At 44.3% G+C, this 22,558-nt stretch carries 19 protein-coding genes and 1 tRNA gene; 7 read left to right on the forward strand and 13 right to left on the reverse strand.

Translation table 11 applies throughout. The features are described from left to right. Positions 1 to 19 precede the first annotated feature (19 nt). From PLE7327_RS02215 to ptsP, 3 genes are all read right to left on the reverse strand, one after another. Positions 20 to 2,125, reverse strand: coding sequence for a hypothetical protein (locus PLE7327_RS02215; protein ID WP_015142232.1), 2,106 nt, complete (start codon positions 2,123 to 2,125; stop codon positions 20 to 22). Between the two features lie 295 nt (positions 2,126 to 2,420). Beyond that, positions 2,421 to 4,895: an endonuclease MutS2 gene (locus PLE7327_RS02220; protein ID WP_015142233.1), complete on the reverse strand. Its 2,475-nt coding sequence runs from the start codon at positions 4,893 to 4,895 to the stop codon at positions 2,421 to 2,423. Between the two features lie 556 nt (positions 4,896 to 5,451). Further along, positions 5,452 to 7,971 carry a phosphoenolpyruvate--protein phosphotransferase gene (gene ptsP, locus PLE7327_RS02225; RefSeq protein WP_015142234.1) on the reverse strand — a complete coding sequence of 840 codons (2,520 nt, stop codon included), beginning with the start codon at positions 7,969 to 7,971 and terminating at the stop codon, positions 5,452 to 5,454. Positions 7,972 to 8,083: 112 nt separating this feature from the next. On the opposite strand from ptsP, the gene PLE7327_RS02230 reads away from it, so the two are divergent. The 4 genes from PLE7327_RS02230 to PLE7327_RS02245 all read left to right on the forward strand — a co-directional run bounded on the left by PLE7327_RS02230 (position 8,084) and on the right by PLE7327_RS02245 (position 10,779). Beyond that, positions 8,084 to 9,181, forward strand: coding sequence for an AI-2E family transporter (locus PLE7327_RS02230; RefSeq protein ID WP_015142235.1), 1,098 nt, complete (start codon positions 8,084 to 8,086; stop codon positions 9,179 to 9,181). After that, positions 9,150 to 10,001 carry an amino acid ABC transporter substrate-binding protein gene (locus PLE7327_RS02235; RefSeq protein WP_015142236.1) on the forward strand — a complete coding sequence of 284 codons (852 nt, stop codon included), beginning with the start codon at positions 9,150 to 9,152 and terminating at the stop codon, positions 9,999 to 10,001. The genes PLE7327_RS02230 and PLE7327_RS02235 overlap by 32 nt, the downstream gene beginning before the upstream one ends. Positions 10,002 to 10,143: 142 nt before the next feature. After that, entirely contained in the window at positions 10,144 to 10,440 is a 297-nt protein-coding gene (locus PLE7327_RS02240) for a Mo-dependent nitrogenase C-terminal domain-containing protein (protein WP_015142237.1), read from the forward strand. A gap of 81 nt (positions 10,441 to 10,521) precedes the next feature. After that, positions 10,522 to 10,779: a chlororespiratory reduction protein 7 gene (locus tag PLE7327_RS02245; protein WP_015142238.1), complete on the forward strand. Its 258-nt coding sequence runs from the start codon at positions 10,522 to 10,524 to the stop codon at positions 10,777 to 10,779. Between the two features lie 87 nt (positions 10,780 to 10,866). Here the strand turns inward: PLE7327_RS02245 and PLE7327_RS02250 are convergent, their stop codons facing one another. The 4 genes from PLE7327_RS02250 to PLE7327_RS02265 form a co-directional block, all read right to left on the reverse strand. Further along, on the reverse strand, positions 10,867 to 11,427 hold the full coding sequence (locus tag PLE7327_RS02250) for a DUF2854 domain-containing protein (RefSeq protein ID WP_015142239.1): 561 nt from the start codon (positions 11,425 to 11,427) through the stop codon (positions 10,867 to 10,869). A 99-nt stretch (positions 11,428 to 11,526) separates the two neighbouring features. Beyond that, positions 11,527 to 12,255, reverse strand: a complete 729-nt coding sequence (locus PLE7327_RS02255; RefSeq protein ID WP_083888280.1) for an RNA-guided endonuclease TnpB family protein — start codon at positions 12,253 to 12,255, stop codon at positions 11,527 to 11,529. A 149-nt stretch (positions 12,256 to 12,404) separates the two neighbouring features. Further along, a complete protein-coding gene (locus tag PLE7327_RS02260) occupies positions 12,405 to 12,524 on the reverse strand; it encodes a photosystem I reaction centre subunit IX / PsaJ (protein WP_015142240.1) in 120 nt (39 codons plus the stop codon). A 58-nt stretch (positions 12,525 to 12,582) separates the two neighbouring features. Beyond that, positions 12,583 to 13,083 (reverse strand): photosystem I reaction centre subunit III, encoded by a 501-nt coding sequence (locus tag PLE7327_RS02265; RefSeq protein ID WP_015142241.1) that lies wholly within the window; start codon positions 13,081 to 13,083, stop codon positions 12,583 to 12,585. Positions 13,084 to 13,233: 150 nt separating this feature from the next. Here PLE7327_RS02265 and tsaD point away from each other — a divergent pair, with 150 nt between their 5' ends. After that, positions 13,234 to 14,274 (forward strand): tRNA (adenosine(37)-N6)-threonylcarbamoyltransferase complex transferase subunit TsaD, encoded by a 1,041-nt coding sequence (gene tsaD / locus PLE7327_RS02270; RefSeq protein WP_015142242.1) that lies wholly within the window; start codon positions 13,234 to 13,236, stop codon positions 14,272 to 14,274. 257 nt (positions 14,275 to 14,531) lie between these two features. Here tsaD and PLE7327_RS02275 read toward each other — a convergent pair whose 3' ends face one another. The 4 genes from PLE7327_RS02275 to PLE7327_RS02290 form a co-directional block, all read right to left on the reverse strand. Next, entirely contained in the window at positions 14,532 to 14,735 is a 204-nt protein-coding gene (locus PLE7327_RS02275; protein ID WP_015142243.1) for a hypothetical protein, read from the reverse strand. A gap of 99 nt (positions 14,736 to 14,834) precedes the next feature. Continuing rightward, positions 14,835 to 17,156 (reverse strand): putative PEP-binding protein, encoded by a 2,322-nt coding sequence (locus PLE7327_RS02280; RefSeq protein ID WP_015142244.1) that lies wholly within the window; start codon positions 17,154 to 17,156, stop codon positions 14,835 to 14,837. Between the two features lie 178 nt (positions 17,157 to 17,334). Beyond that, positions 17,335 to 18,168, reverse strand: a complete 834-nt coding sequence (locus tag PLE7327_RS02285; RefSeq protein WP_015142245.1) for a YwiC-like family protein — start codon at positions 18,166 to 18,168, stop codon at positions 17,335 to 17,337. Positions 18,169 to 18,334: 166 nt separating this feature from the next. Then, positions 18,335 to 19,231 carry an alpha/beta fold hydrolase gene (locus tag PLE7327_RS02290; protein WP_015142246.1) on the reverse strand — a complete coding sequence of 299 codons (897 nt, stop codon included), beginning with the start codon at positions 19,229 to 19,231 and terminating at the stop codon, positions 18,335 to 18,337. Positions 19,232 to 19,410: 179 nt separating this feature from the next. On the opposite strand from PLE7327_RS02290, the gene PLE7327_RS02295 reads away from it, so the two are divergent. After that, positions 19,411 to 19,944 carry a 2TM domain-containing protein gene (locus tag PLE7327_RS02295; RefSeq protein WP_015142247.1) on the forward strand — a complete coding sequence of 178 codons (534 nt, stop codon included), beginning with the start codon at positions 19,411 to 19,413 and terminating at the stop codon, positions 19,942 to 19,944. A gap of 50 nt (positions 19,945 to 19,994) precedes the next feature. On the opposite strand, the gene PLE7327_RS02300 is transcribed toward PLE7327_RS02295, so the two are convergent. Both PLE7327_RS02300 and PLE7327_RS02305 read right to left on the reverse strand, forming a co-directional pair. After that, positions 19,995 to 21,443, reverse strand: coding sequence for a hemolysin family protein (locus PLE7327_RS02300; RefSeq protein ID WP_015142248.1), 1,449 nt, complete (start codon positions 21,441 to 21,443; stop codon positions 19,995 to 19,997). A gap of 68 nt (positions 21,444 to 21,511) precedes the next feature. Further along, positions 21,512 to 22,216: a hypothetical protein gene (locus PLE7327_RS02305; protein ID WP_015142249.1), complete on the reverse strand. Its 705-nt coding sequence runs from the start codon at positions 22,214 to 22,216 to the stop codon at positions 21,512 to 21,514. A gap of 182 nt (positions 22,217 to 22,398) precedes the next feature. On the opposite strand from PLE7327_RS02305, the gene PLE7327_RS02310 reads away from it, so the two are divergent. Next, positions 22,399 to 22,471, forward strand: a tRNA-Ile gene (locus tag PLE7327_RS02310). The last annotated feature ends 87 nt before the right edge of the window (positions 22,472 to 22,558 follow it).

A 22,558-nucleotide genomic window follows, 5' to 3' on the forward strand; every position in this document is an offset into this window, starting at 1 on the left:
CTCCCGTTAAGGCAGTTGACTATATTTTCTTTGAAACAGTAAGATTGTTAATGTTTATGTAACAAGAACCTGGAGTTTTAGAGCGATCGCGACTTACTAAATCAAGACGTAAATAAGCTGCATTTTTACCGGGTAGCAATAGAGAAAAGTTAGCTGGGGCTTTTGAAAATTGTAATTTTTCTGTAGTGTTAATTCGTTCCCCTTGTTGATTTAAGGTTGATAAACGAATCGAAAATTCGCTCAAGTTTGAACACTTCAAATCCGAAAAATTACCGGTTACTTTAATTTCTTCTGGTATTGAGCCAAAGTATAAAAAATATGTTGGCTTCGCTTTTGTAAAATCAGCCTTTATATTGACAGTACCATTTAGGTTATTGCCAATCTCGCTCAATTGTTTTTTACGATTTTTACTAAAAACTATCCAATCAGACTGACTACTAGGTTTAGGTTGAATTCGTTCCTGCATGAGGTTAAGTGTTTGTAAAATTGTTTCCGCAGAAGTTAGACGATTTCGTTCATAAATACTCACTTTTACTCCTTCCTCTAAAACAAATTGCTTGGGTAAGCGTCGGAAATCTCGAATCAATCCCCAGTTTTCAGTAAAGGCATCGACCACGACTTTCACGACATCTTGCTCTTCAGGTGGTAAGTGATGCTGAAATGGAGTAGCAACAATGACATACTGAGCTTCTAACAAAGGACTCAATGGATAATAATCACGGGAGTCAACATCTGGCGTATCGATAACCCATAAAAATTTTCTTCCGTATATTTGCTCTTGAGCAACTTGCAATAAGCTATCATTTAATATTCCTGAAGAAGCAGCTACAAATATTGGTTTTCTTTCAGGACTAAGTTGTCTGAGATAATCAATTAAACGGTTAATTTCATCATAATCTTGTCGTACTATTGGTGGCTGACTAGCAGAAAAAAAGGGACGAATTGAATTATGAAATATTCCTAGTGACGTTAGTCCCATAACAGCGTTGCTAGTTAGCAAGATTATTACAGCAACTAGCATTAAGATACGTGCTTTGTCTCTGAGGATAAGCCAAGTTGTCCAAAACAATGCAGTGAGACCAAGAGCAACCAACCAAGTAAAATGTGTTGTGTAATGAATTCCTAGTTGTCTTGAGAGAAGTCCCCACTGAATCAGTGAAATGCTACCGAATATAAGAATAAAAGAGGTTTTTAAAGGCAGCAGTACGCGAGTTAGAGTTCCGGCAGAAAATGCCAGTACAGTTAGAGACCAAAAAAGCCAACCATATACTTCTCCATAATATTGAAAGTTTTCAGCCAACGATTTTTCATATGAAGCATAAAGAAAGCGGTAATTAGTGGTTATAATATTCACTAAAAATTTTGGAGCTAATAGTGTTAAAGCTGCCAAGCTACTCAAACCTATTAAACTTATCAAAATAGTATAGCGAGTTAAATTTTTTAATGCTCTTCTCGGCTCATTTCTGACTTCGTTCGAGAAGACGATAAAGCCTTGAAGAAACATAGCTACCAAAAAAGCTCTTGCACTGTAGGCAAAATGACGACGAAATAAGATAGCTAAGGCAAGTAAAAATCCAATAAGTGGTACCTGCCACCGGGACTGAAGCTTTAGATCTTTTAGGGAAACAAAAATTGCTAAGCCTATAAAAATAGCTGCACCAATATCGGGATAGCCTCGTAGAGTAGATACCCATGTAGGAGGTAGTAATAAAGTTAAAAAAGCTGTTGACCAAAAAACAGCATGAGGATAAGCAGGAAGAATTCTAGTTGTAATTGCTCCCACAACTAGACTGAATGGCAAGATATAGACTAGAGCGCAACTAATGATATAGACAAGGCGAGAATCACCAAAAATTAAGATAAAAGGAATCAAAGGGGCACAAGGCAATAAGTTATAGTCCTCAGCTAAGGATCTACGAACAGCTTTAATTGCTTGAAGTGGTGACTCTCGAAAGATAGTTACCAAACTACTAGTTTTGCTTGAATAATTCGAGTAATCCCAGAAATAAAAGGTTTTCTCGTTGGAGATATACAAATATGCGATTCCAAAGGTAACTAGACTTAAAACAGCTAGTAAGCCAAAACTGATTAGGATTGTCGGTCGGTGAAATTTTTGAATTTGCAAGCTTTTGCCTCCGCTAGCAACTCTTTCGGATACCGTCGATGGGGAAGCATAGAAAAATTAAAAATCTAGTTTTATCGTATACTTATCTTGCCAAGAAATTTATTTCTTGGCTAAAAGCATAAGCTGGTTGACTGACAGAACTCAAATCCTCCTCACCCCAACCCCTCTCCTGCTCTGGGAGAGGGGCTTTTAACTTAAGACTTTTGCCTGAAGTCCCTTCGCCCTTTGTGGGAGAAGGGATTTAGGGATGAGGGGACAAAGATTTGTCAGTCAACCAAGAGCATAAGTCCTGATTTCAAATTAAATAGGCGATAGTTACCCCTGCACCGCCTTCATTTTGAAGGGCAAGTTCAAACCGTTCGACTTGGGGATGATGTTGCAAGAATTCATGAATTCCTTGGCGCAAGCGCCCCGTCCCTTTGCCATGAATAATCCATAGAACTCCCGATTCGGTGGCTTTAGAAATCGCCCTTTCCAATTCAGATTCTGCCTCTGCTACCCGACTTCCCCGCAGATCGATGGTATTTTGAGAGGTTCTTACCGTAACAGGCGGTTTCGGCGTAGCAGGTTGAGCGGGTGGGGGGGGGACAGCCCTTGGTTTGGCGGGGATTTCCACTTTTTTCCCATCCAAAGACTCGATTTCTGTTAGGGGAACAGTCATTTTCATCAGCCCAAAACGAACCGTTACTTCTTCATCTGCAAGATTCAGCACTTCTGCCGTTTGACCTAAATTAGGCAGCCTTATTCTTTCGCCAACTTTGGGCAAATAATTAGAGGAGTGCTTTTCTGGCTTGGGAAGGCGAGTTTCGGCAATTTGACCGATCGCTTCTGTGGCTTTTTGGGCATTTTGCGCGGTTGGAGATCCCTGTTGCAGTTGGCGAATGACTTTGGCGATCTCTGCTTTGGCTTGGGCGATCGCTTTTTGGACTTCCCTTTCCTGATACTGTTTCAACTCGCGCTCTCTTTCTTGCAAAGAAGCGGCTTTTTCGGAAATCTCGGTGTAAAATCGCTCGGTTTGTTGCAGTAGTTGACTGGCTTCTTTGGCTTTGAGTTCTTGCTCGCGGCGCTGCGCCTCTAATCCGGCAATGGTTTGGTTAATCTCTTCGGAATAGCCGCCGACGCGCTTTCTCGCTTCCTCGACGATCTCTTGTCCGAGTCCTAATCGTTGCGCGATCGCAAGGGCGTTAGATCGTCCGGGAATTCCCCACAGCAAGCGGTAGGTAGGCGAGAGGGTGCGATCGTCGAATTCAACCGAGGCATTTTCAAAGCGAGAGTCTTGATATTTTAGGGCTTTTAGTTCGCCGTAGTGAGTCGTCGCGATGGTCAATAAGGCGTTATCGGCAAGATATTTGAGAAGCGCGATCGCTAAAGCACTTCCCTCCGCCGGATCGGTTCCCGCACCTACTTCGTCGAGTAGGATTAGGGATTGGTTATTTGTCCTTTGTATCTTTCCTATCGCTTCACTATCCCACTCTTGTGCTTGTCTGTTATCGTCTGGGTCTTTCTGAACTCTTGAACTACTGAACTCTGCTTTTAATGTATCAATAATGCGAATGATGCGGCGAATGTGACCGGAAAAGGTAGATAAACTTTGTTCTATTGATTGTTCGTCGCCAATATCGGCTAATACCTGTTCAAACCAGGGTAATTCGACGGGTTCTCTCGCCGGAATGAATAAACCGACTTTTGCCATCAAGGCAGCTAACCCAAGGGTTTTTAGGGCGACGGTTTTTCCTCCCGTGTTGGGGCCAGTAATAGCCACGACGCGAATTTTAGGATCGATTTGTACGTTGATGGGAACAACGTCTGCGCCTTGTTCGTGCTGGTGCTGCCAAACTAAGAGAGGATGGCGTAGCTGCCGCAGGGTAATAGGTTCGCCTTCTTCAAAATCGATAAATCTAGGCGCATTTCCTTCCAGCCATAGGCTATAACGCGCTCTCGCCGTGGCTAAATCGAGGATAGTGGCAACGGCTAATAGATACTCTAAATCGGATTCAACGGCGGCGACTCGTTCGGTTAACGCTCGCAGGATTGCTTCTTCTTCTGCTTGTTCTTGACGGCGATATTGCCTGAGTTGGTTTCCTAAGTTAACGATCGCGTTGGGTTCGATATAAAGGGTTGCGCCAGTACTAGATGTATCGTGGATGATACCAGGAATCTGGTCTTTTTGAGGGGCTTTGACGGGGATAACAAAGCGATCGCCCCTTTGAGTAATGACGGGTTCTTGAACGGCTCCTCCCTGTCTTTGTAGGATACTCTGAAGTTTTTGATAGATGCTGTCTCGGACTTCTTTGAGGCGGGCGCGAATGCTTGCTAATTTAGGAGAAGCGCGATCGGCGACTTTTCCCGCATCATCGATACAGCGATGGATTTCTTGCTCTATTTCGGGATAGGTGCGAATTTCGGCAACTAATTCGGTTAAAACGGGGATATCTTCTCGATTGTCGATAACTCGTCGCAAGCGTCTAACCCCTGCGAGAGTGGTTGCAATGTCGAGCAATTCTTGTCCCGACAGCATGCCGCCGAGTTTGGCTCTCTCCAAGGATTCTCCAATATCGGCAATCCCGTCAAATGACCACCCAGTTTCTAAATCTTGTTCGAGTTGATAGACTTCTTTAGTTTGTGCCAAAAGCTGCAAGCTTTCCGTTTTTGTCGTTGGGATTTCCAAATTGCGAGCAGCAACAGCACCTACCTTAGTCGCGGCAAAGGTGGCTAGGTGCTGACAGAGACGATTCCATTCGAGTAATTCTAAAGTTTCTTGTTGTATCAAGGGTCGTATATTAAAACTGGCTTTGTCTTATCTTTGTCTTATTTTATATTTTATCCGGTTTCGATCCCCACCTGGCAAGCAATCTACAAAGGAAATCGCGATCGCTCCTATTTATCCTTACTGTAATCGATCTGTCTCCGTTCTCAGCATGTTACTTTAGTCAGATTTTTGGGAGTTTTTTCATTGAGCATCTGTAGCGTTCTTTTTTAGAAATGGTAGAATTTGTCATTAGTCGCGCAATAAAATGAAGCGAAGAATCTCAATTTTTCGTTAAGCTCAGATTTCGCACCTATGCTTTACCTCACAAGGAAATGAATTCTCTTGCTCGATCGCAAAAATCCTAACCTATAGGAATAAATGATGACTAGATAAGGCTTTCAGTCCATTTTAATGGACTTACGCTGTTAGCCAAGAAATAAATTTCTTGGCAAGATTTTAATGTTTACTGGTTATGGTGCAAGATCTAAGTTAAGGCTGAGATGCTTCACTTCGCTGCGCTACGTTGGGCATGACAAAAACTATATTTTCAGACATCTTCTAAGATGACAGGATAGTTTCATCGCCCTATAAATTGTTGCTCCCCAAGCGAGGCTGCGATTAACTCTCTTACACTGGCAGCAGAGTTTAATTTCAAAGCCGCTTGCGCGATCGCCTGTGTTTCGGTTACAGTTATCTGCGCGATCGCACCTTTAACCTCTCCAATCTTTTGAGGATTGAGACTGATTTCGTCTATCCCCAATCCTAATAAGATAGGCACTGCTAGGGGATCGGCTGCCAGTTCACCACATAGTCCCACCCAAATACCAGCTTCGTGGGCAGCTTGTACGGTTTGCTGAATCATTCGCAACACGGCTGGATGCAAGGCATCGGCTAAGGCAGCCACCTTGGCATTAGTGCGATCGCAAGCCATAACGTATTGACTGAGATCGTTGGTGCCAAGGCTGAAAAAATCCACCTCAGATGCCAAGCGATCCGCGATCGCAGCAGCCGATGGAACTTCTACCATAATGCCGACTTCCATTGCTTCATCGAAGGGAATATTAGCTCGGCGAAGTTCGGACTGGACTTCAGCCAGAATCGCTTTAGCTTGCCGGACTTCGGCTACAGTAGAAATCATCGGGAACATTATCTTAATTTTATGTCCGGGACTGGCTCGCAAAATTGCCCGCAACTGAGTTTTGAAGATATCGGTGCGATCGAGACAGAAACGAATCCCGCGCCAGCCTAAGAAGGGGTTGGTTTCCGGTTGCAAGCCGAGGTAGGAAACTGGCTTGTCGCCGCCGACATCGAGGGTGCGAATGATGAAGGGACGAGTCTCCATTAATTGCGCGATCGCGTGATAGACGGCTAATTGTTCGTCTTCAGAAGGCGCGATCGTTCGATCGAGATAAAGAAATTCAGTACGCATCACCCCAACCCCTTCTGCACCCATATTCAGGGCGACTTTAGCATCGGCTATCCCGCTGATATTTGCGAGTACGGGAATTTGTTTCCCGTCGCGAGTAATAGCGGGTTGTTGCGCTGTCGCTAGGGCTTTCTGTTTGGCGGCTTGGACGCGATCGCGCTTTGATTGAAGAGTTGCTATAGTATCTGCATCTGGATCTATCCATACTTTGCCACTTTCGCCATCGAGTGCCAAGCAAGTTTCATCGCGCAATTTCAATACCTCTGGCGTTAAGCCAACTACTACCGGAATGCCTAATGTTCTTGCCAGAATAGCGCTATGAGAAGTGGCACTGCCACGAGTCATGCAAATGCCCAGCACTTGTTCGGGATCTAACTTGGTTACCTCAGAAGGCGTTAAATCTGGGGCAACCAGAATGACTGGATGGGTTAGTTCTAATGCACTCAGATTGCTACCTGTTAGCAATCTCAGCACTCGCTGTCCCAGATCTGTTACATCGGCAGCACGCGATCGCATGTAAGGATCTTCAAGCTGGCGGTAAGTTGTTACCAACTCCTCGACTGCTGCATGCCAAGCAGCTTCGGCACTCAGATGTCTTTCAAAAATGTTCTGGCGCACAGTATCTAGCAGTGCCGGATCTTCTAGAAACAATACATGAGCATCGAAAATAGCCGCTTCTGAGTTGCCAATTTGACTAGCAGTTTGCTGTCTCAGCGTCCGTATTTCCTGCTTGGCAATTTGAAGCGCTGAGAGCAATTGCTGCCATTCAGCCTGAGGCTCTTCGCTAGGACGTTCGGCTAGTTTGACTGGTGCGGGGCAATAGAGAAAAGCTGGCGCGATCGCGATGCCGGGAGAGGCGGGAATTCCTTGTAGATCTGGGGAGAGAGAGGGCGAAGAGGTGAGGGGGAGAGATTCTAAAACGCGATCGCTTTCTCCAAAGTTGTCTTCCACTAAGGCTTGTAGTGCCGCAATCGCTTCGTCAGCATCGATGCCGCGTGCCGCGATCGCAATTTCGTGTCCTTGCCTTACCCCCAATGTAGCGACTTGGTTAATACTATCGGCACGGACATATTCAGTCCCTTTGGTGAGATTTCGTACCTCGATTTGTGACTGAAAATGAGCTGCCGTGGTAACGAATTTAGCGGCTGGACGGGCATGTAACCCTAGTTGATTGCGAATAATCAGGTGAATTTCTTTGGTTTGTCTTTGTCCTTGGTTATTTGTCTTTTGTCCTTTGCTTTCAATGAAAGATAGCTGACTTCCCAATTGAGCGGCTTTGGCTGTTAAGGCTTCTCTCGCCTCGGCGATGACTCGTTCGATGTTACTGCCCGTTGCTGCGGCGACTGCTGCTGCGAGCGCGCCTTCTACCAAGGGGGCTTCGCACAGATATACTTTATCTCGTCGTTCATTTGGGAGAAATTCTAGCGCCATTTCTGCACTCATAAGAGCGCTGCCAAGATCCATTAAAACGAGAACGCCATCGTCGCTATAAACAGACTCAATGGCTTCCCGAACCTGCATTGCATCGGTGCCTAGTGGGTTTTGGGGATCGTCAATTCCTGCGGCCGTTGCTAATTTTACCTTACCTCGAACCATCTGCGTTACCAGTTCGCGCACGCCTTCGGCAAGTTGCCGACTATGAGAGACGATAACAATTGCGATCGCTGCCATTGAGAATAAAAATGTTCTGTATAGTTCAATAATAATTTGTTGGCATTCTCGTCGATCGGTTCTAGAAAGTTGCCGTTAAAATTATCCTAAAGTTCTTTTAGGGCGATCGCTTGTGAAATTCGGTCAATGGATTGGTTTTCTTAGCTTACTTGTTTCCCTATACGTTCTCTGGAAAATTCAACAATTGTTGTTGCTAGTGTTTACAGCAGTCATTCTTGCGATCGCTCTCAACCGAATTGTTCGTTATTTCCAACGGTTTGGGATTAAACGACACCTTGCGATCGCTGTTACTGTAATTTCCAGTCTCATCGTTACCGTTCTCATTTTCGTTCTCATCGTACCGCCTTTCCTCGAACAATTCCAAAACTTAATTGCTTTGCTCCCCAGCGTCTGGGAACGAATTCGCTTTCAAATTGACATTTTTAAACAGCAACAATTGCAATTTGAATGGCTGCCCCCACTTCCCACCCAAGCCGATCTAATCGAACGGTTACATCCTTTAGGAACAGCCTTGTTTAACAATTTCTTTGCAGTTTTTTCCAATTCTTTAGCTGTCGTTTTACAACTACTTTTGGTCTTCGTTTTAACTTTAATGATGTTGGTCAGTCCACAAGGATACCGAAAAGCATTTTTAATATTATTTCCCTCTTTTTATCGTCAGCGTGCCGATGAAATTCTCTCGGCATCCGAAGAAGCATTAGGAAATTGGTTAATAGGTATTGTCATTACTTCTACCTTTATTGGAACTTTGAGCGGACTGAGCCTATTAGTATTACAAATTAATTTAGTTCTAGTTCATGCCTTAATAGCTGGTTTACTGAATTTCATTCCTAATATTGGCCCCATGCTCAGCATGATTTTTCCGATTACCATTGCCCTTCTCGATTCTCCTTGGAAAATTGGAGCGATTGTCGTTGCATATATTATTATTCAGCAGCTTGAAAGTTATTGGCTTACTCCTACTATTATGGCAAAACAGGTATCTGTATTACCTGCGGTAACCTTGCTCGCTCAAATCTTTTTTGCTCAAGCTTTTGGTTTCTTCGGATTATTTCTTGCCCTGCCTCTAACTGTCGTTGCTAAAATTTTAATTGAAGAAATATTATTTAAAGATATTTTAGATAAATGGGAAATTTCTCCAAGTTCTGATTTAATTTTTACTCGCTCTTTTCCTAGTCATGAACCAGAAAATACTTCTATGGATCGTTAGCCTACTCTTTTTTGTTGGTTTGCCGCTAGATATTAAGGCTCAAGAAGAAACTATCCTCCAGGAAATCAAACGAACGGGATTAGTCAAACTCGGAATTCGAGCGGGAGCTTTTCCCTTCGGCTATAAAGATGCGGCTAATAATTTTGCAGGGATTTGCATCGATCTATTTAAGACAGTTATAGATGAAATCAAAAAGGAATTAAAGCGAGATATTTTGGCAATTAAACTTTATGAATCCAATCTAATTAATCGTTTTAATTTGGTTGAAAATAGAATTGTTCATCTCGAATGTGGGCCTAATACAATCGATCCTCAATTACCCAGAAACGTGCAATTTTCCAATTCTTTTTTTGTTACGGGCACGCAATTGTTAATCAGGGTAGATAATGCTAATAAAATCAAGGCTAACAGGGATTTTTCTAATTTGACCATCGGCGTTCTTCGCGGCACGATTACCCAACAACTGCTTGCCCAAAAATATCCATTAGCAAATCTGCAACAATTTCAAGGAATTACTGGACGGCGGCGAGGCATACAAGCAGTCCAACAGTTGAAAATTGATGCTTTTGCTAGCGATAGTATTCTTTTAATCGGCGAAGCAACTAGAGAAGGTTTATTTTTAGGGCAAGATTATCTATTGGTGCCTCAAAAACCACTAGATTGCGTCTATTATGGTTTTATTCTCCCTAAAAACGACCCTCAATGGCACGATTTAGTCAACTCTGCAATTCAAGCAGCGTCATTGCCCCAAATTTTTAGCAAATGGTTTGGCGAAATTTCTCCTGAAATAAGAGAGACGGCAGAGTTTTGTAGAAGCTAGGGGTCTTAAGTTTCCTCATACACCTATGAATTTAGCTAATTATACATAAAAGGATATTATATTTTTAAGTATTGATATTTGCTAAAGTTATAGATAGAGTAGTATCAGCGACCTAAAACTACATCTCAGATACTTAATATCTATGTCAACTCTAGTCCAGAAAAATATTTATCAGTCTTCGCATCTGCTAGGATTTCTTCAACAATGGATTGACGATTTGGAGATTCGTGAAGAACAAATAGCCCATCAAATCGTTAAGCTAATTCCCGCCCAGTGCCCGTTTGCCCGTGAAGTACGGCTGTTTGGTCGGGTCATTCTTCGCATCCCTGCCCTCTGTAAACTCAATCCTCTCTACGAGCAACTGATGGGTCTGCGGTTTCGTGCCCTTTGCTTTCTTGCTGACCAGTGCGGAGAGGACATTACCCCTTATTGCACCTAATTAGCTAGTACATGTCTAACTGTCTTACGAAATTAGCAATTGGTTAATTTAAATTTTTAATTAATTTCATTTGTCATTGCTATGCCAGACTCAATCATGTATCGAGAGGATGCTTATGTTGTCCTCGAATCCGACCAACCCGAACAATTGATGACTCCCGAAGGGTTATTAGAAAAACTCACCGAAATTTTGCGATCGCGTCAAGATAATTTACCAAGAGAATTGCAAAAATTTCCCATGGTTGAAGAACAAGCGCGATATTTAATGGAAAATTACTGCGAATTAGATATGGAACCCGGAAAATACTTGCAATGGTACGTTGTCCGCTTGGAAAAATAATATAAAAAACTACTTGGTCAGTCCCCTTTGCTGTTTGCGAATCATTGGTTATTGGTTAACTACAAAAAAACAATAACCAATGACCAATCAGCTAACTTTAGCTTCAGAAATCGCGATTAAAGCCACATCGACTCGATTTTCTTGCGGTTGCATCAATTCGGCACGGATTCCCGGTCCAAAAAATTTTTCGATCTTTTCTTGTTTTTCCTGCCACTTTTCTAGAGAAATAAAGGGAGATTCAAATTCCAAAATAAGCGTATAGGAATCGTTAATTGCCGTTTCTCGCACTCCTGTCAAAACGGGTCTTTCTTCATTGCTAGGACTCAATCCCAACCGTTTTAAAGATTCATCTAGATGTGCATCCTGACCGAAGCGATAGCGGGTCACATCTTGACGAACCTGATTTTGAGTTGGTGTTCCTTGCTTTTCTCGTAAGGCGATAATTTCTGGCGGCGTGGGTTGACTGTAAGGAACTGGCTTGAGTTCGGTGATTTTGAGTGCCAGACCGCCGAGGATTAGGGGAATTCCGTAAAACCATCCACCGATGTTTAAGGCTGCCTTTCCGGTGACGTAGGCAATGAGTCCAACAGAGGTTAAGATCCCGCCTAGAGTGAGTAACAACGATGCTAAAGAGAATTTGCGAAACATGGGGAGGAAATAATGCGAGTGATAATCTCGGATAATTGACAACCTAGCTCTTGAAGCTATTAATTAGTTATTGTGACATACTCCCGACCGCAAGCTAAGCTAGGTGGCGGGCTTCTCCAGGTCTAGTTTAGACTTACGAGCATTTTTGAGTGAGGCGATGCCCAACCCCACTTTTTTAATTAGAATGGCTGCATTTGTATCTCGATCGAGTTCACAACCACAAGGACAAGAATGCCATCTATCAGACAAAGTTTTAGCAACTTTGTTTAAACAATTAGAGCAGTATTGACTGGTTCCTCTTGGGTTTACTTGGATAACTTTTGCACTAGCTTTTTCAGCTTTGTACATCAGAATTTCAATGAATTGACCCAGACCAGCATCACCAAAGCTCTTATTCATCCCTGACTTTTGAGCTTGTTTATTAGGAAGAAATTTTCCTTGCTCATCAGTTTTAGGTTTGTTTCTCTTGGACATATTTTTAAGGTCTAAATCTTCAACGAAAATTACATCATACTGCTTTAATAAATCTCTAGCTGTCTCAAAATGAAACTGTTGTCTTTGCCTAGCTATCTTTTGATGTAACTTAGCTACTTTTTTATATAAAAGTTTCCTGGCTCTACTTTTTTTCTTTCTGGTCTCAGCTTTTTGCTGTAGGATAGCTAGGTTTTCTGAAGATTTTCTAAAGAATTTAGGAGGGGAGATAAATTCTCCGGCTGAAGTAGAAACTATCTTCTCCAAGCCTAAATCAATTCCAATGCTGTTATTCCAATTAGGTTCTATATCACTCTTCAACTCACGGACAGACCGATCTTCTAAAGAGATTGAAATATAAAAGTATTATGGTTGTAAATTTCGTAGCTGGCGCGATCGGGAACTAAAAAAGGCTTTGCAATAACTGGGGATTTCCTAGAGAAAAAACTCGCGATCGCAACAGCAACCACGAGTTGAATTCACACTGAAAGAGTGACTTTCTTAACCTAACCTAGAGGGTGGAAAAGCAGATCGGGGTAAATGTTGTTAAACACAATCAACCAAACGGCTGTCTCGGCTAGCCATACAAAGAGAATTACCGGAGCCAAAGAAAGAAATTTTGCCATAAACTATTCTCCAAACAAGATATTGCGATCGAAAAATTATGACGGCTCAAACGATGAGTTAACGGGGAGAAACAGGAATTTCCGAATCCTTTGCGGTTAAGGTACCAGCAAGGAATTCTTTAACAGCCAATAGAGGCCATGCAAAGGCAGCTATCATCTGTTTGAGTGCTAGAGGAACGTCAATGATGATTTCTTTCATTTCTGCGTCCTTCTCGTCTCTGATGGCGATCAAGTAAGCGCGACCTGCCCAACCTATCTGTCCGGCAATATATAGGAAAAGAATGCTAGGAATGAAAAAGTCACCCATATGATCCCAGCGACCATCTACAATTAAGTGAGGATAGCCTTCTGGTCCGCACAGGGCTTGAGCATAGCGTTCGGCACGTTTTTGTCCAGATTTGGGATCGGCAGTCGTGTTGAGGAAGTTCTTGGATTTTTGCTTGAAGGCAGGGGTTTCGCTACAAGGCGTTAACCCGGCAACGCTACCATCGGCAGAGGCAGGAGGAGCAAAATTAAACCACAAGGTAACGATGAGAATTAAAGCCAACAAATGCTTCATAAGAGTTGTTTCCTTTTGTAACAAAAGACTGAGTTTTTTGTATGAAAGATGTGGAAAATCGGCTGCATGCAGATGTAATAATACTCTGACAAGTTTGCCGAGTAAAGTTTAAGTTACAAGAAGTAGTCTTTTGTATCAAACTATCAGAGAATGAGCACGATTCTAGCAATCGAAACAAGTTGTGATGAAACTGCCGTTGCAGTTGTAAAAAATCGTCACATTTTGAGTAGTATTGTTGCCTCTCAAATCGACCTCCACGGAACTTACGGGGGAGTCGTACCGGAAATGGCATCTCGCCAACATTTACAAACGATCGATCCTTGCATCGCCCAAGCGTTCGTAAAGGCGAAGCTGAGCTGGGACGAGATCGACGGCGTTGCCGCTACGGTAGCGCCTGGATTAGTAGGCGCATTGATGGTCGGAGTTACCGCAGCTAAAACTTTGGCAATTTTGCATCAGAAACCCTTCATCGGCGTGCATCATCTTGAAGGTCATATCTATGCAACCTATTTAAGCGATCCCGAATTGCAGCCGCCATTTTTGTGCCTTTTAGTTTCCGGCGGTCACACGAGTTTGATTTACGTCAAAGACTGCGGCGTTTACGAGATGCTGGGATCGACTCGCGATGATGCGGCTGGAGAAGCGTTTGATAAAGTTGCGCGGTTGTTAGGCTTAGGATATCCGGGAGGACCTGCCATCGATCGCGCTGCTAAAATGGGCAATCGAGAAGCGTTTCCCCTGCCAGAAGGAAAAGTCTCCTTACCAGAGGGAGGCTATCATCCCTACGATTCCAGTTTTAGCGGGCTAAAAACGGCTGTTTTGCGATTAGTACAGAAGCTTAAAGCAGAAAACCAACCGTTGCCGATAAACGACCTCGCAGCTAGTTTTCAGGAAACCGTAGCGCGATCGCTCGTGAAAAGAACGATTACCTGCGCGATCGATTATGGGATTTCCACAATTGTTGCGGCGGGTGGCGTGGCAGCTAACAGCGCCTTGAGAGCACATTTACAAGCTGCTGCCCAAGAACACAATCTCAAAGTCTACTATCCCCCCCTCACGCTGTGTACGGATAATGCGGCGATGATTGCTTGCGCGGCAGCAGCTCGTCTCAACCGAGGACAAACTTCTTCGCTAACCCTTGGCGTACAATCCCGATTGCCGATAACGGCTGCTGCGCAGCTATATCATTAATAAAATATTGTAAAAAATTTTATTAACGCGATCGCAATACAACTCCCTTCAGTCGCCCTTACTAGGAAGAAGGGCGAAGCTAGAGGGATAATTTTAGTTTTCTAGCAACCTATTTTTCACTGACTGTTTACAATTGAATTTTTTAGGCGATCGACAAAAAAATTAATTTGTTTTGTTGATTTAAACGCTTTTATTAAAGCAAAAAAACGCGACAATCTTTTTTGTTAATCTTCAAAAATCCTCACTAATCTTGTTTTCTAAACACAGGTTACTTCTGCTAATTTCCCTTGATTTTCTCTTTCTAGAGGAGATAAATGCTGCTGTAATTTGCGATGGGGATTAATCATTCGCATCAGATCGAAATTAGGCATCTCAGCCCAACAGCTTTGACAGAACCAGTATACGTTACCATGACGGACATGGCGAAGTAATGAATTCCCGCAACAAGGACAGTTACTCATACAACCTCAACCTCTCTATAACTCTCTTCAATCAGAATAAGATTGAAATTTGAGGAACTTGTGAGGATCGCAATCAGTTTTTCGCGATCCCCTCCTACATCAAACAGGCAAGTCAGGGCGATCGCCCGACAGCATTTTTCTCGACGCTTTTAGGAGCAAACGCCGTTCGGCGCGAGCGATCGCCCGATAGGTTCTTTCAACTGCCTCCGGTTCTACAGAAATCGAGGTAATTCCCCACTGTACCAAGCGATCGACGAGTTCGGGATATTGTACGGGAGCTTGCCCGCAAATCGAGCATGGGATTGCTGCATTCCTCGCAAGGCGGACTAACTGTTGGATCGCGGCTAACATGGCTGGATGACGAGCATTCAATCTATCCGAAGACATCGCTCCTTCGCGATCGACTGCCAACAAGAATTGAGTGAGATCGTTAGTGCCGATAGAAATGCCCCGAACGCCAGCTCGAATCAATTGTGGCAGCAGAAAAATAACGGAAGGGACTTCTGCCATAATCCACAGTTGAAACGTCTGGCGATCCAATAATCCCGCTCGTTCGACGCGACTGCGACAGAAGCTAAACTCCTCAACACCCCGAACGAATGGCAAAATGAGGTTCACATTCGTGTAGCCAGAATCACTAACTTGCTTCAAAGCCTGCAATTCTAGCTCGAAAAGCGTCGGATTTAACTGATAGCCGCAAGTTCCTCGTTGCTCGCTCGATTTTTTACCTAAAAGAAAACTAAATTCGGGCGCTTTACTATCGATAGAGCGATAAAATACGGGTCGCGGTGCAAATCCTTTGGCAAACTCGCCGATCGCTTGCGTCAACCATTCGACTAGGTGCGATTGTTGAGATGGCTCTAGCCATTCCTCTAAAGGCTTTTGAGACAGCAACTCCGATATCATCCATTCCGATCGCAACAATCCCACGCCATCGACAGGTAATGCAGCCGCCTTGGCAATAGCACTCGGCTGGCTCAAATTGACCATCAACTGAGTGCCAATTGGATAATCGGCAATCGATTCCTGTACTTCTGACTTCTGTATGGGCGTTTCAGGACATGTTTCTGTGACGGTTGGCGATTCCTCTTTGAGACGATAAACTTCTCCTTTGTCGCCATCGAGTAGTAACAATTCTCCGGTGCGAACTCGTTGCATTGCGCCAGTAGCGTTGACAATGGCAGGAATTCCCAATTCTCTAGCGATAATAGCGGTATGGCTGGTTATGCCTCCCTGTTCGGCGATAATACCCGCTGCTTGTTTGATCCAGGGCAGCCAATGGGGATTAATTTGTCGCGCAACCAAAATACTTCCGGCTGGTACGGCAGCTAGATGTGCGTCATCTGCGATCGCGCGGGCAACGGCAATTGCTTTTCCTGGAGAAGCCGATAATCCAGTGAGCAGGAGTTGGGAATTTTCCATAACAGCTCGTGTAGGAACCAAACTAGCTGCGGGCGCTTGTTTGGAGAGATTGGGGCGAATTTGCGCGATCGACAACTGCGAAACTGACGAGAGCGTCCACTCAAAGGAACCGGAGAATTGCTGTTCGGCTACTAAACGCTGAGCTAACTGAATCAGTTGCTCTAGAGTAGTCTCGTCGAGGGAATAGCGTTCTTGTTCTTCTGGTGCTAACACATAGGTTTCGAGAGGAACGTCGCGATCGGTTGGTGCTGGCATGGATTTTAAGCGATAGGCACGGATTTTGTAGCCCAGCTGCTGAGTTTTTATCTGTCCGGTTGAGAGTTGGATTTGGTAAGTGTCAGGCAAAACCTCTCCTCTAAGGATGCTGTAGCCTAATCCCCAGGTTGACTGAATCTCAAGACAATCCGAGTCAATGGCTGCCGTGCCGGAAGCGATCGCGTTTTCGAGCGGCTGTACTAAAATGGCTAAGTCGATCTGTTCGATGCCGATCCCTCTTCGCTGCCAGTAAAACAAACTTTTTGCGCTAAATAACTCCGCCCAAGTCCGTTTTATGGCTAATTCTAATGCCTCCGGTTCGCACCAACAAACCTGCGAGGGAAGCAATCCTGAAAATCGTTCTTCGAGCGAGTGCGGCAGCGATAACGAGACGCGCAAAATTAAAGCGCAAGACTGTAATTGTTGGGCGGCAGTCGCGAAAAGCGATCGCCACTCGGCAGGTAAAGTTGCTCCAAGGATTTCCTGACGGCTTTGTCGCGCTACCCGTTGCAGGGTCGAACGATCGTCTACATCTAAATGTAAAGAAGAATAAGGGAGATCGGTCAAAATAGAGGCTTTACCTTCGAGATTTTCGATAAATTCCCCCCAAAATTCCGTGCTAATAACGAAACCAGGAGGAATCGGATAGCCTTGCTGCCTAAACTGACTCAAGACAAAGGCTTTTTCTCCGACCGATAAACGATCGGAAGGTTGAATGCGATCGAGCCAATATAGTTCTTTCACCTGAATAATAGAGATCTATTAGCAACAAAACGTTGCTTTGTGTTTTCTCGCCCGCTACATTATCCTGGTTTAAATTGTGACCTCAGTTGTCAATGGTTCGCAGTAAATTTTAATTTTTTTGTTAAAAGTTAAAATTTAATATTAGTTTTAAACAAGAATATAGTTGAGAGCGATCGCGCTAAAGCCCTGTTAAGCGGGCAGGTAAAAGCGAGAGAGTCACAACGATTAGAAAAACAAAAGCTCCTCCGGTTTCTAACATCGCCACGAATTGAATTTTGATATGGCGACACCACTGTAGATTCCAGGCAGCAATGCCAAATTTGAGAGGAGCGATCGCAAAAGCTAAAGCGGCAATCGGTGGCAGCCAATCAAGCCAGTAGAGGACGGCGACGAGCGCAGTCGCGATCGCATGATAAATTATCCCTAGCATTAGAGAACTGGTTTGAGGCTTGCGCAGCTTGACGGTAAAGATACTGCTGCTGAAGTAAAGAGCATTCAGCACCCATAATCCTAGCGCTGGAGGGGTAAGAGTTCCAGTGGTAGCAGCATAGGCAAAGGGAGCCGACAAACTAACCGCTGCCAAGGTGACTAGCTCGTTGACAATTGACTTTCGCTCCTTGCGCAGCACTTCTACTATATCCACCAACAAAGCGGCTATAGCTCCAGTGTATAGCCACAGCAATAAAGGCGCACTCAAAGCTAGCCAGAAGGAGATGCCTAAAGCCACAGATCCATACAACCCACCCCAAACCCAAAAACGAGGCTTCAAACTCTTTCTTTGCTTGAGTTGAAGTGCTAGCGGATACTCGGCTTGAAATCCACAAAAAGCAGCAACGAGCGCTAAAGTTGATGAGAGCGTCCAAGCTTGGGCTAATGCTGCTCCCGCCAGAAAAGAACCCGCTAAGACTATGTAAACCCCGTGTTCTGGAGAAAACATGGGTCTATACCAAGCTTGATGGTTGCGAGTAACGGGCTTTTCTAGCAAGCTTGAATTGGATTGAATGCTAGTCATATCATTTTGGATTTTGGATGAAAGGATTGGGGATTGGGGAGTAGTTAGTTGTTAGTAGTTATTAGTTAGTGGTTAATTGTCTCCTCCTCTCAGAAGTCCCCCAGTCTCCCCTACTTCCAACTTCCGAATTCCGAATTCCGACTTCCCCCAACTCCCCCAATCCCCTCTATTTCATGATAGAAGAATTCGCCAGAACCCAAGAACGAATTAATGCATTTACCTGTTCGGGGACTTCATCGTGGGGACAATGGCCCGCTTGGAGATAATATTCGGTTAAGCTGGGGTAATATTGACGGAATTTTGCTCCGCGTTCTCTTGCTTTTATCCAGGGATCGCCTTCTCCCCAAATTGTCAACAGCGGACAAGTCATCTGTTTGAGTAAAGCATCGACTTTTTCACCTTCTGGAGTTTTGAACACGGAAGCAAATACCTGTGCCGCTCCTTTATCGCAAGAGGGACGATAGATTTCTTCTACTAATCGATCGGTAACAGCACTGCGATCGAGATAAACTTTTTGCAGGGTTTTACGAATGGTCGATCGCTGGCGCACGTACTGAAATAAAAGATAACTTGCCCAGGGTTGCAATAAAATCGAGCGAATTAACGTTGGTAATAAATTCTGTTTTTGAGTGGGTTGAGTATCTGTAAAGGGACCCGCACTGTTGAGCAGAACGATTCCTGCCGCCGAAGCAGGACGTTGTGCCGCTACGCATAATGAGGCATAGCCTCCCAGGGAATTCCCTGCTAGAACTGCTGGCTGACCGATGACTTCTGTAATAAAGTCGTGTAATTGATCGCACCATAAATTGCCACTATACTGTAAATTCGGCTTCGCCGACCGTCCGAATCCTAACAAATCGATCGCCCACACTTCAAAATCCCGCTGGAGTTCGGCAAGATTTTTGCGCCAGTGATCGGTGGAGGCACCAAATCCGTGAACTAACAACAGAGAGGGTCGTCCCGCTTGTTTGGCACCTGCTTTGACGTAGTAGATAGAATGTCCTTGCCACTGCCAATACGTACCGGGAATAGGAGCGGTGGATGCAACTGGGGCTATTTGCATGGCTCAACTAATGTTAAGTAATGTTAATTTTTTTTAGTGTATCTCGGTTTTTGAAGGGAAGAAAGACTCGCTTCGTCAATAGTCAGTGACAAATTTTGACAAACAGAAGCCAGTTGGGCGATCGCTTCGGCATAATAGAAACAGAAAGCTTCTCAGCAGGTCGATCTCAACTGCAAATTATGACAGCTTCAGAATTTCAACCGCCTCAAATTTATACCCAAGAGGATGTCCAGCAAATTCTCCATCTGGCGATCGCTAAGAAAACCGATCGAGGAGAATTGTCTAGAGAGCAATTGTGGGAAATTGCAGCAGAACTAGAAATTGACAGCGAATCGTTGCAAGCAGCAGAACGAGATTGGCTTAATCGTAGATTGTTGGATAAAAAGCGACAAGAGTTCGATCTTTATCGGCGAGATCTTCTCAAACAAAAAGTGACTCGATACGCGATCGTCAACATTTTTCTAGTCTCTCTCGATTTTCTCTCTGGCGGTGTTCTGTCTTGGTCGCTCTATATACTGTTGATCTGGGGACTGGGACTAGCGCTAGATGCTTGGAAAACTTTTCAAACCAAAGGCGAAGCTTACGAGCAAGCTTTCCAGAGATGGAATCTTAAGAATGAAATGAGACAAACTCTAGCGAGTCTTTGGAGTAAATTCAAAAATTGGTGGGAACCTCAAACAACGACCAGCGATTCTACAGTTGACGATTGGTAAGTAGCAATCGCTCAAATGTTAGAGCAACTGTCTATGACTATTGCAAGAAGTTAGGTTTCTCTAAATTTCTCCGCCTTTATCAAATCGGTATTGCCATTGTTGGAAAAAGGCAGATCTTCTAGCCATGTCAATCCATTGGCATTGCTCTCATTTGAATTGGGAGCGGAGGGTGGGGGTTGGTGTCGATGAATGCGAATTAGCTCTAAGCGAGGACCTTGAGCTGAGACGACGGTAAATTCTAGATTTTCATAGAGCAAAGTATCGCCTTGAGCGGGAATTTTTTGCCACTGATGGATAAGAAATCCGCCGAGAGTTTGATATTCATCTGCAAGGGGCAAGTCTAATTCTAGCAACTCATTGACTTCATCCAAGTTCATCTGAGCTTGAACCAAGTAAGTCTGCTCGTCTATCATTTGCAGGGCAATGGTTTCCGATCTTTCTCCTTCGAGATTGTCGCCAATGATTTCTGAGACTAAATCTTGAAGGGTTACTAATCCAGACGTACCGCCAAATTCATCGACCACCACGACCATTTGCTGGTGCGATCGCTGCATGAGGGAAAGTAATTCTCTCAAAGGAGTCGTTTCCGGCACGAAGCGCACGGGTTTGATCCAAGGATTAATCGGCGTATCGGATTGCAGTTCGCCTTGCACTAATGGTAGAGCGAGGTCTTTAAAATCGATGATGCCGCGAATGTCGTCTAGGGACTCTCCTTTGACGGGATAGCGAGAATGTCCTGTAGTCGTTACCTCATTGAGAAGAGCTTCAAAAGTTGCCGTGTCGGGAATGGCGATCAGTTGAGTGCGGGGAACCATGACTTCAGATGCCGTTACGTCTCCAAACTCGAATACGTTTTGCAGAAGTTCTCGTTCTCTAGCTTCTAACCCTGTCGATTCGACTTCCGTAGCAATAATTAACTGTAGTTCTTCTGGAGTAACGCGCGTGTACCAGCCGCGATCGCTATACTTAATCCCAAAAATTCGCAGCAAACAATGGGTAGAATGGTTCAAAACCCAAAGAAATGGGTTGAAAATCCGCGCGATCGCACCTATGGGCGGACCTAAAAAGCGGGCTAGCTGTTCTGAATACAGAAGCGCTATTGATTTCGGGCAAAGTTCTCCTAGAATGATTTGCAGGTAGGCAATCAGAAAAAAGGCGATCGGGATTGCCAAGCCGTGAGAAAGCGCTCCAGTTATTGCTGAGGGAAGCGGCAGATGGGCGAATAGCACTTTGATGAATACTGCCATAGTACTTTCACCAATCCACCCTAACGCCAAGCTAGAGAGCGTGATTCCTAACTGCGTGGTCGATAGCAAGCGATCGATGCTTCGCTGTAAGGATTGAACCGTCTGCGCTTGAATATCGCCAGCTTCTACTAACTGGCTGATGCGCGATCGCCGCACGGAAACGATAGAAAACTCGGCGGTGACAAAAAAGGCGTTGATCGCAATCAGGAACACGACTGACAACAATCGCAGCAATATGTCTTGAATAGTCATCTGGATTATAAATTCTGCAAGCGCTTGGCGCTTTGAGTCGGGCTATAGAGAATCGTTGTCCTTGTCACCTACCTAACGGGAATATTAGAGATGTTTAGCTTGAGTTTTTGAGCGGGATAATCTGTCAAGTTTAGAGAAATTTGTTGACCTTCATCAACTAACTCTAGAGGAATTCTGACTATACCCGTAAAACTTTCTCCATTAGCAGGTAATTCTCCAGGTAAACCCTCTACGATCGCGCTCAGCGGTCGTCCTTTTTTATCTTTCACTTCCAAGAAACTATACAAAAATTGTACCGGAGCCGAACCCTCATTGCTCAGATTCACTTCTAGCAATAAAGATCCTCCTTTTTGGGTCGCTTTAACGACCTCAAGGCTAACTTCTCTATCGCTGGTTTTAAGTGGAAAGCTAGCTTCTTCGCTGGAAGTTTGACTGGATTTTGGCTCCTTATTCGAGGAAGCCGAATTTTGTTGGTCTTTGTTGGTAGGATCGGATTTCTCGTCTCGATCTCTGCCATTGATGCGATTATAGACTTGCGTCAAAATTTTCTTTTCATCTAATGGGACGAATTCTTGAGGGTTTGCATCCTTGTTGGCATTGCTCGCCAATCTCTTAGCGGGATTGGCATCGGGTTGGCTGACTCCTTTGAGAGCATCGTGACCCATCTTGTATGCGATCGAAGCGCTAATCAGACCACTTCCTATCATCACTGCCAACAATGCTAGGGCTAGAGTTGAGGGCGATTTACCTGGATTAAACGATGTAAATTTCATTACCCGATAACTACTATAAAAAGTTAGGCTAAATGGGCTGTTTCCATTGTAAGAATTGTCGCCGATCGGATAGAACCATAATTTAAGAAGCTATTCTGTAGGTATATATATAGATATAATAGTATCTGGACTGAATGGCTGATGTTTAATTACAATCCAATCGTCCAGTCAAAATTTATGAACCAGGGTTGGCCGAGCGGTTGAGGCAGCGAACTCATAATTCGCGCTAGGCAGGTTCAACTCCTGCACCCTGGATTCTACTTAGTTACCAGTAACCAGTTATTTGATGAGATGAAAGGATTTGGGGATTGGTCAGTTGTCTTTGGTCATTGGTCATTGGGG

The sequence above is a fragment of the Pleurocapsa sp. PCC 7327 genome, assembly GCF_000317025.1.
GTDB lineage: Bacteria > Cyanobacteriota > Cyanobacteriia > Cyanobacteriales > Microcystaceae > Hydrococcus.

Bases quoted from the DNA above. Each gene is read 5' to 3' on its own strand.
- PLE7327_RS02240 (WP_015142237.1), top strand. From the start codon at position 10,144: ATGTCAACTCTAGTCCAGAAAAATATTTATCAGTCTTCGCATCTGCTA.
- ptsP (WP_015142234.1), bottom strand. From the start codon at position 7,971: ATGGCAGCGATCGCAATTGTTATCGTCTCTCATAGTCGGCAACTTGCC.
- PLE7327_RS02290 (WP_015142246.1), bottom strand. From the start codon at position 19,231: ATGCAAATAGCCCCAGTTGCATCCACCGCTCCTATTCCCGGTACGTAT.
- PLE7327_RS02265 (WP_015142241.1), bottom strand. From the start codon at position 13,083: ATGAAGCATTTGTTGGCTTTAATTCTCATCGTTACCTTGTGGTTTAAT.
- PLE7327_RS02260 (WP_015142240.1), bottom strand. From the start codon at position 12,524: ATGGCAAAATTTCTTTCTTTGGCTCCGGTAATTCTCTTTGTATGGCTA.
- tsaD (WP_015142242.1), top strand. From the start codon at position 13,234: ATGAGCACGATTCTAGCAATCGAAACAAGTTGTGATGAAACTGCCGTT.
- PLE7327_RS02285 (WP_015142245.1), bottom strand. From the start codon at position 18,168: ATGACTAGCATTCAATCCAATTCAAGCTTGCTAGAAAAGCCCGTTACT.
- PLE7327_RS02245 (WP_015142238.1), top strand. From the start codon at position 10,522: ATGCCAGACTCAATCATGTATCGAGAGGATGCTTATGTTGTCCTCGAA.
- PLE7327_RS02300 (WP_015142248.1), bottom strand. From the start codon at position 21,443: ATGACTATTCAAGACATATTGCTGCGATTGTTGTCAGTCGTGTTCCTG.
- PLE7327_RS02295 (WP_015142247.1), top strand. From the start codon at position 19,411: ATGACAGCTTCAGAATTTCAACCGCCTCAAATTTATACCCAAGAGGAT.
- PLE7327_RS02305 (WP_015142249.1), bottom strand. From the start codon at position 22,216: ATGAAATTTACATCGTTTAATCCAGGTAAATCGCCCTCAACTCTAGCC.
- PLE7327_RS02275 (WP_015142243.1), bottom strand. From the start codon at position 14,735: ATGAGTAACTGTCCTTGTTGCGGGAATTCATTACTTCGCCATGTCCGT.
- PLE7327_RS02250 (WP_015142239.1), bottom strand. From the start codon at position 11,427: ATGTTTCGCAAATTCTCTTTAGCATCGTTGTTACTCACTCTAGGCGGG.
- PLE7327_RS02235 (WP_015142236.1), top strand. From the start codon at position 9,150: ATGAACCAGAAAATACTTCTATGGATCGTTAGCCTACTCTTTTTTGTT.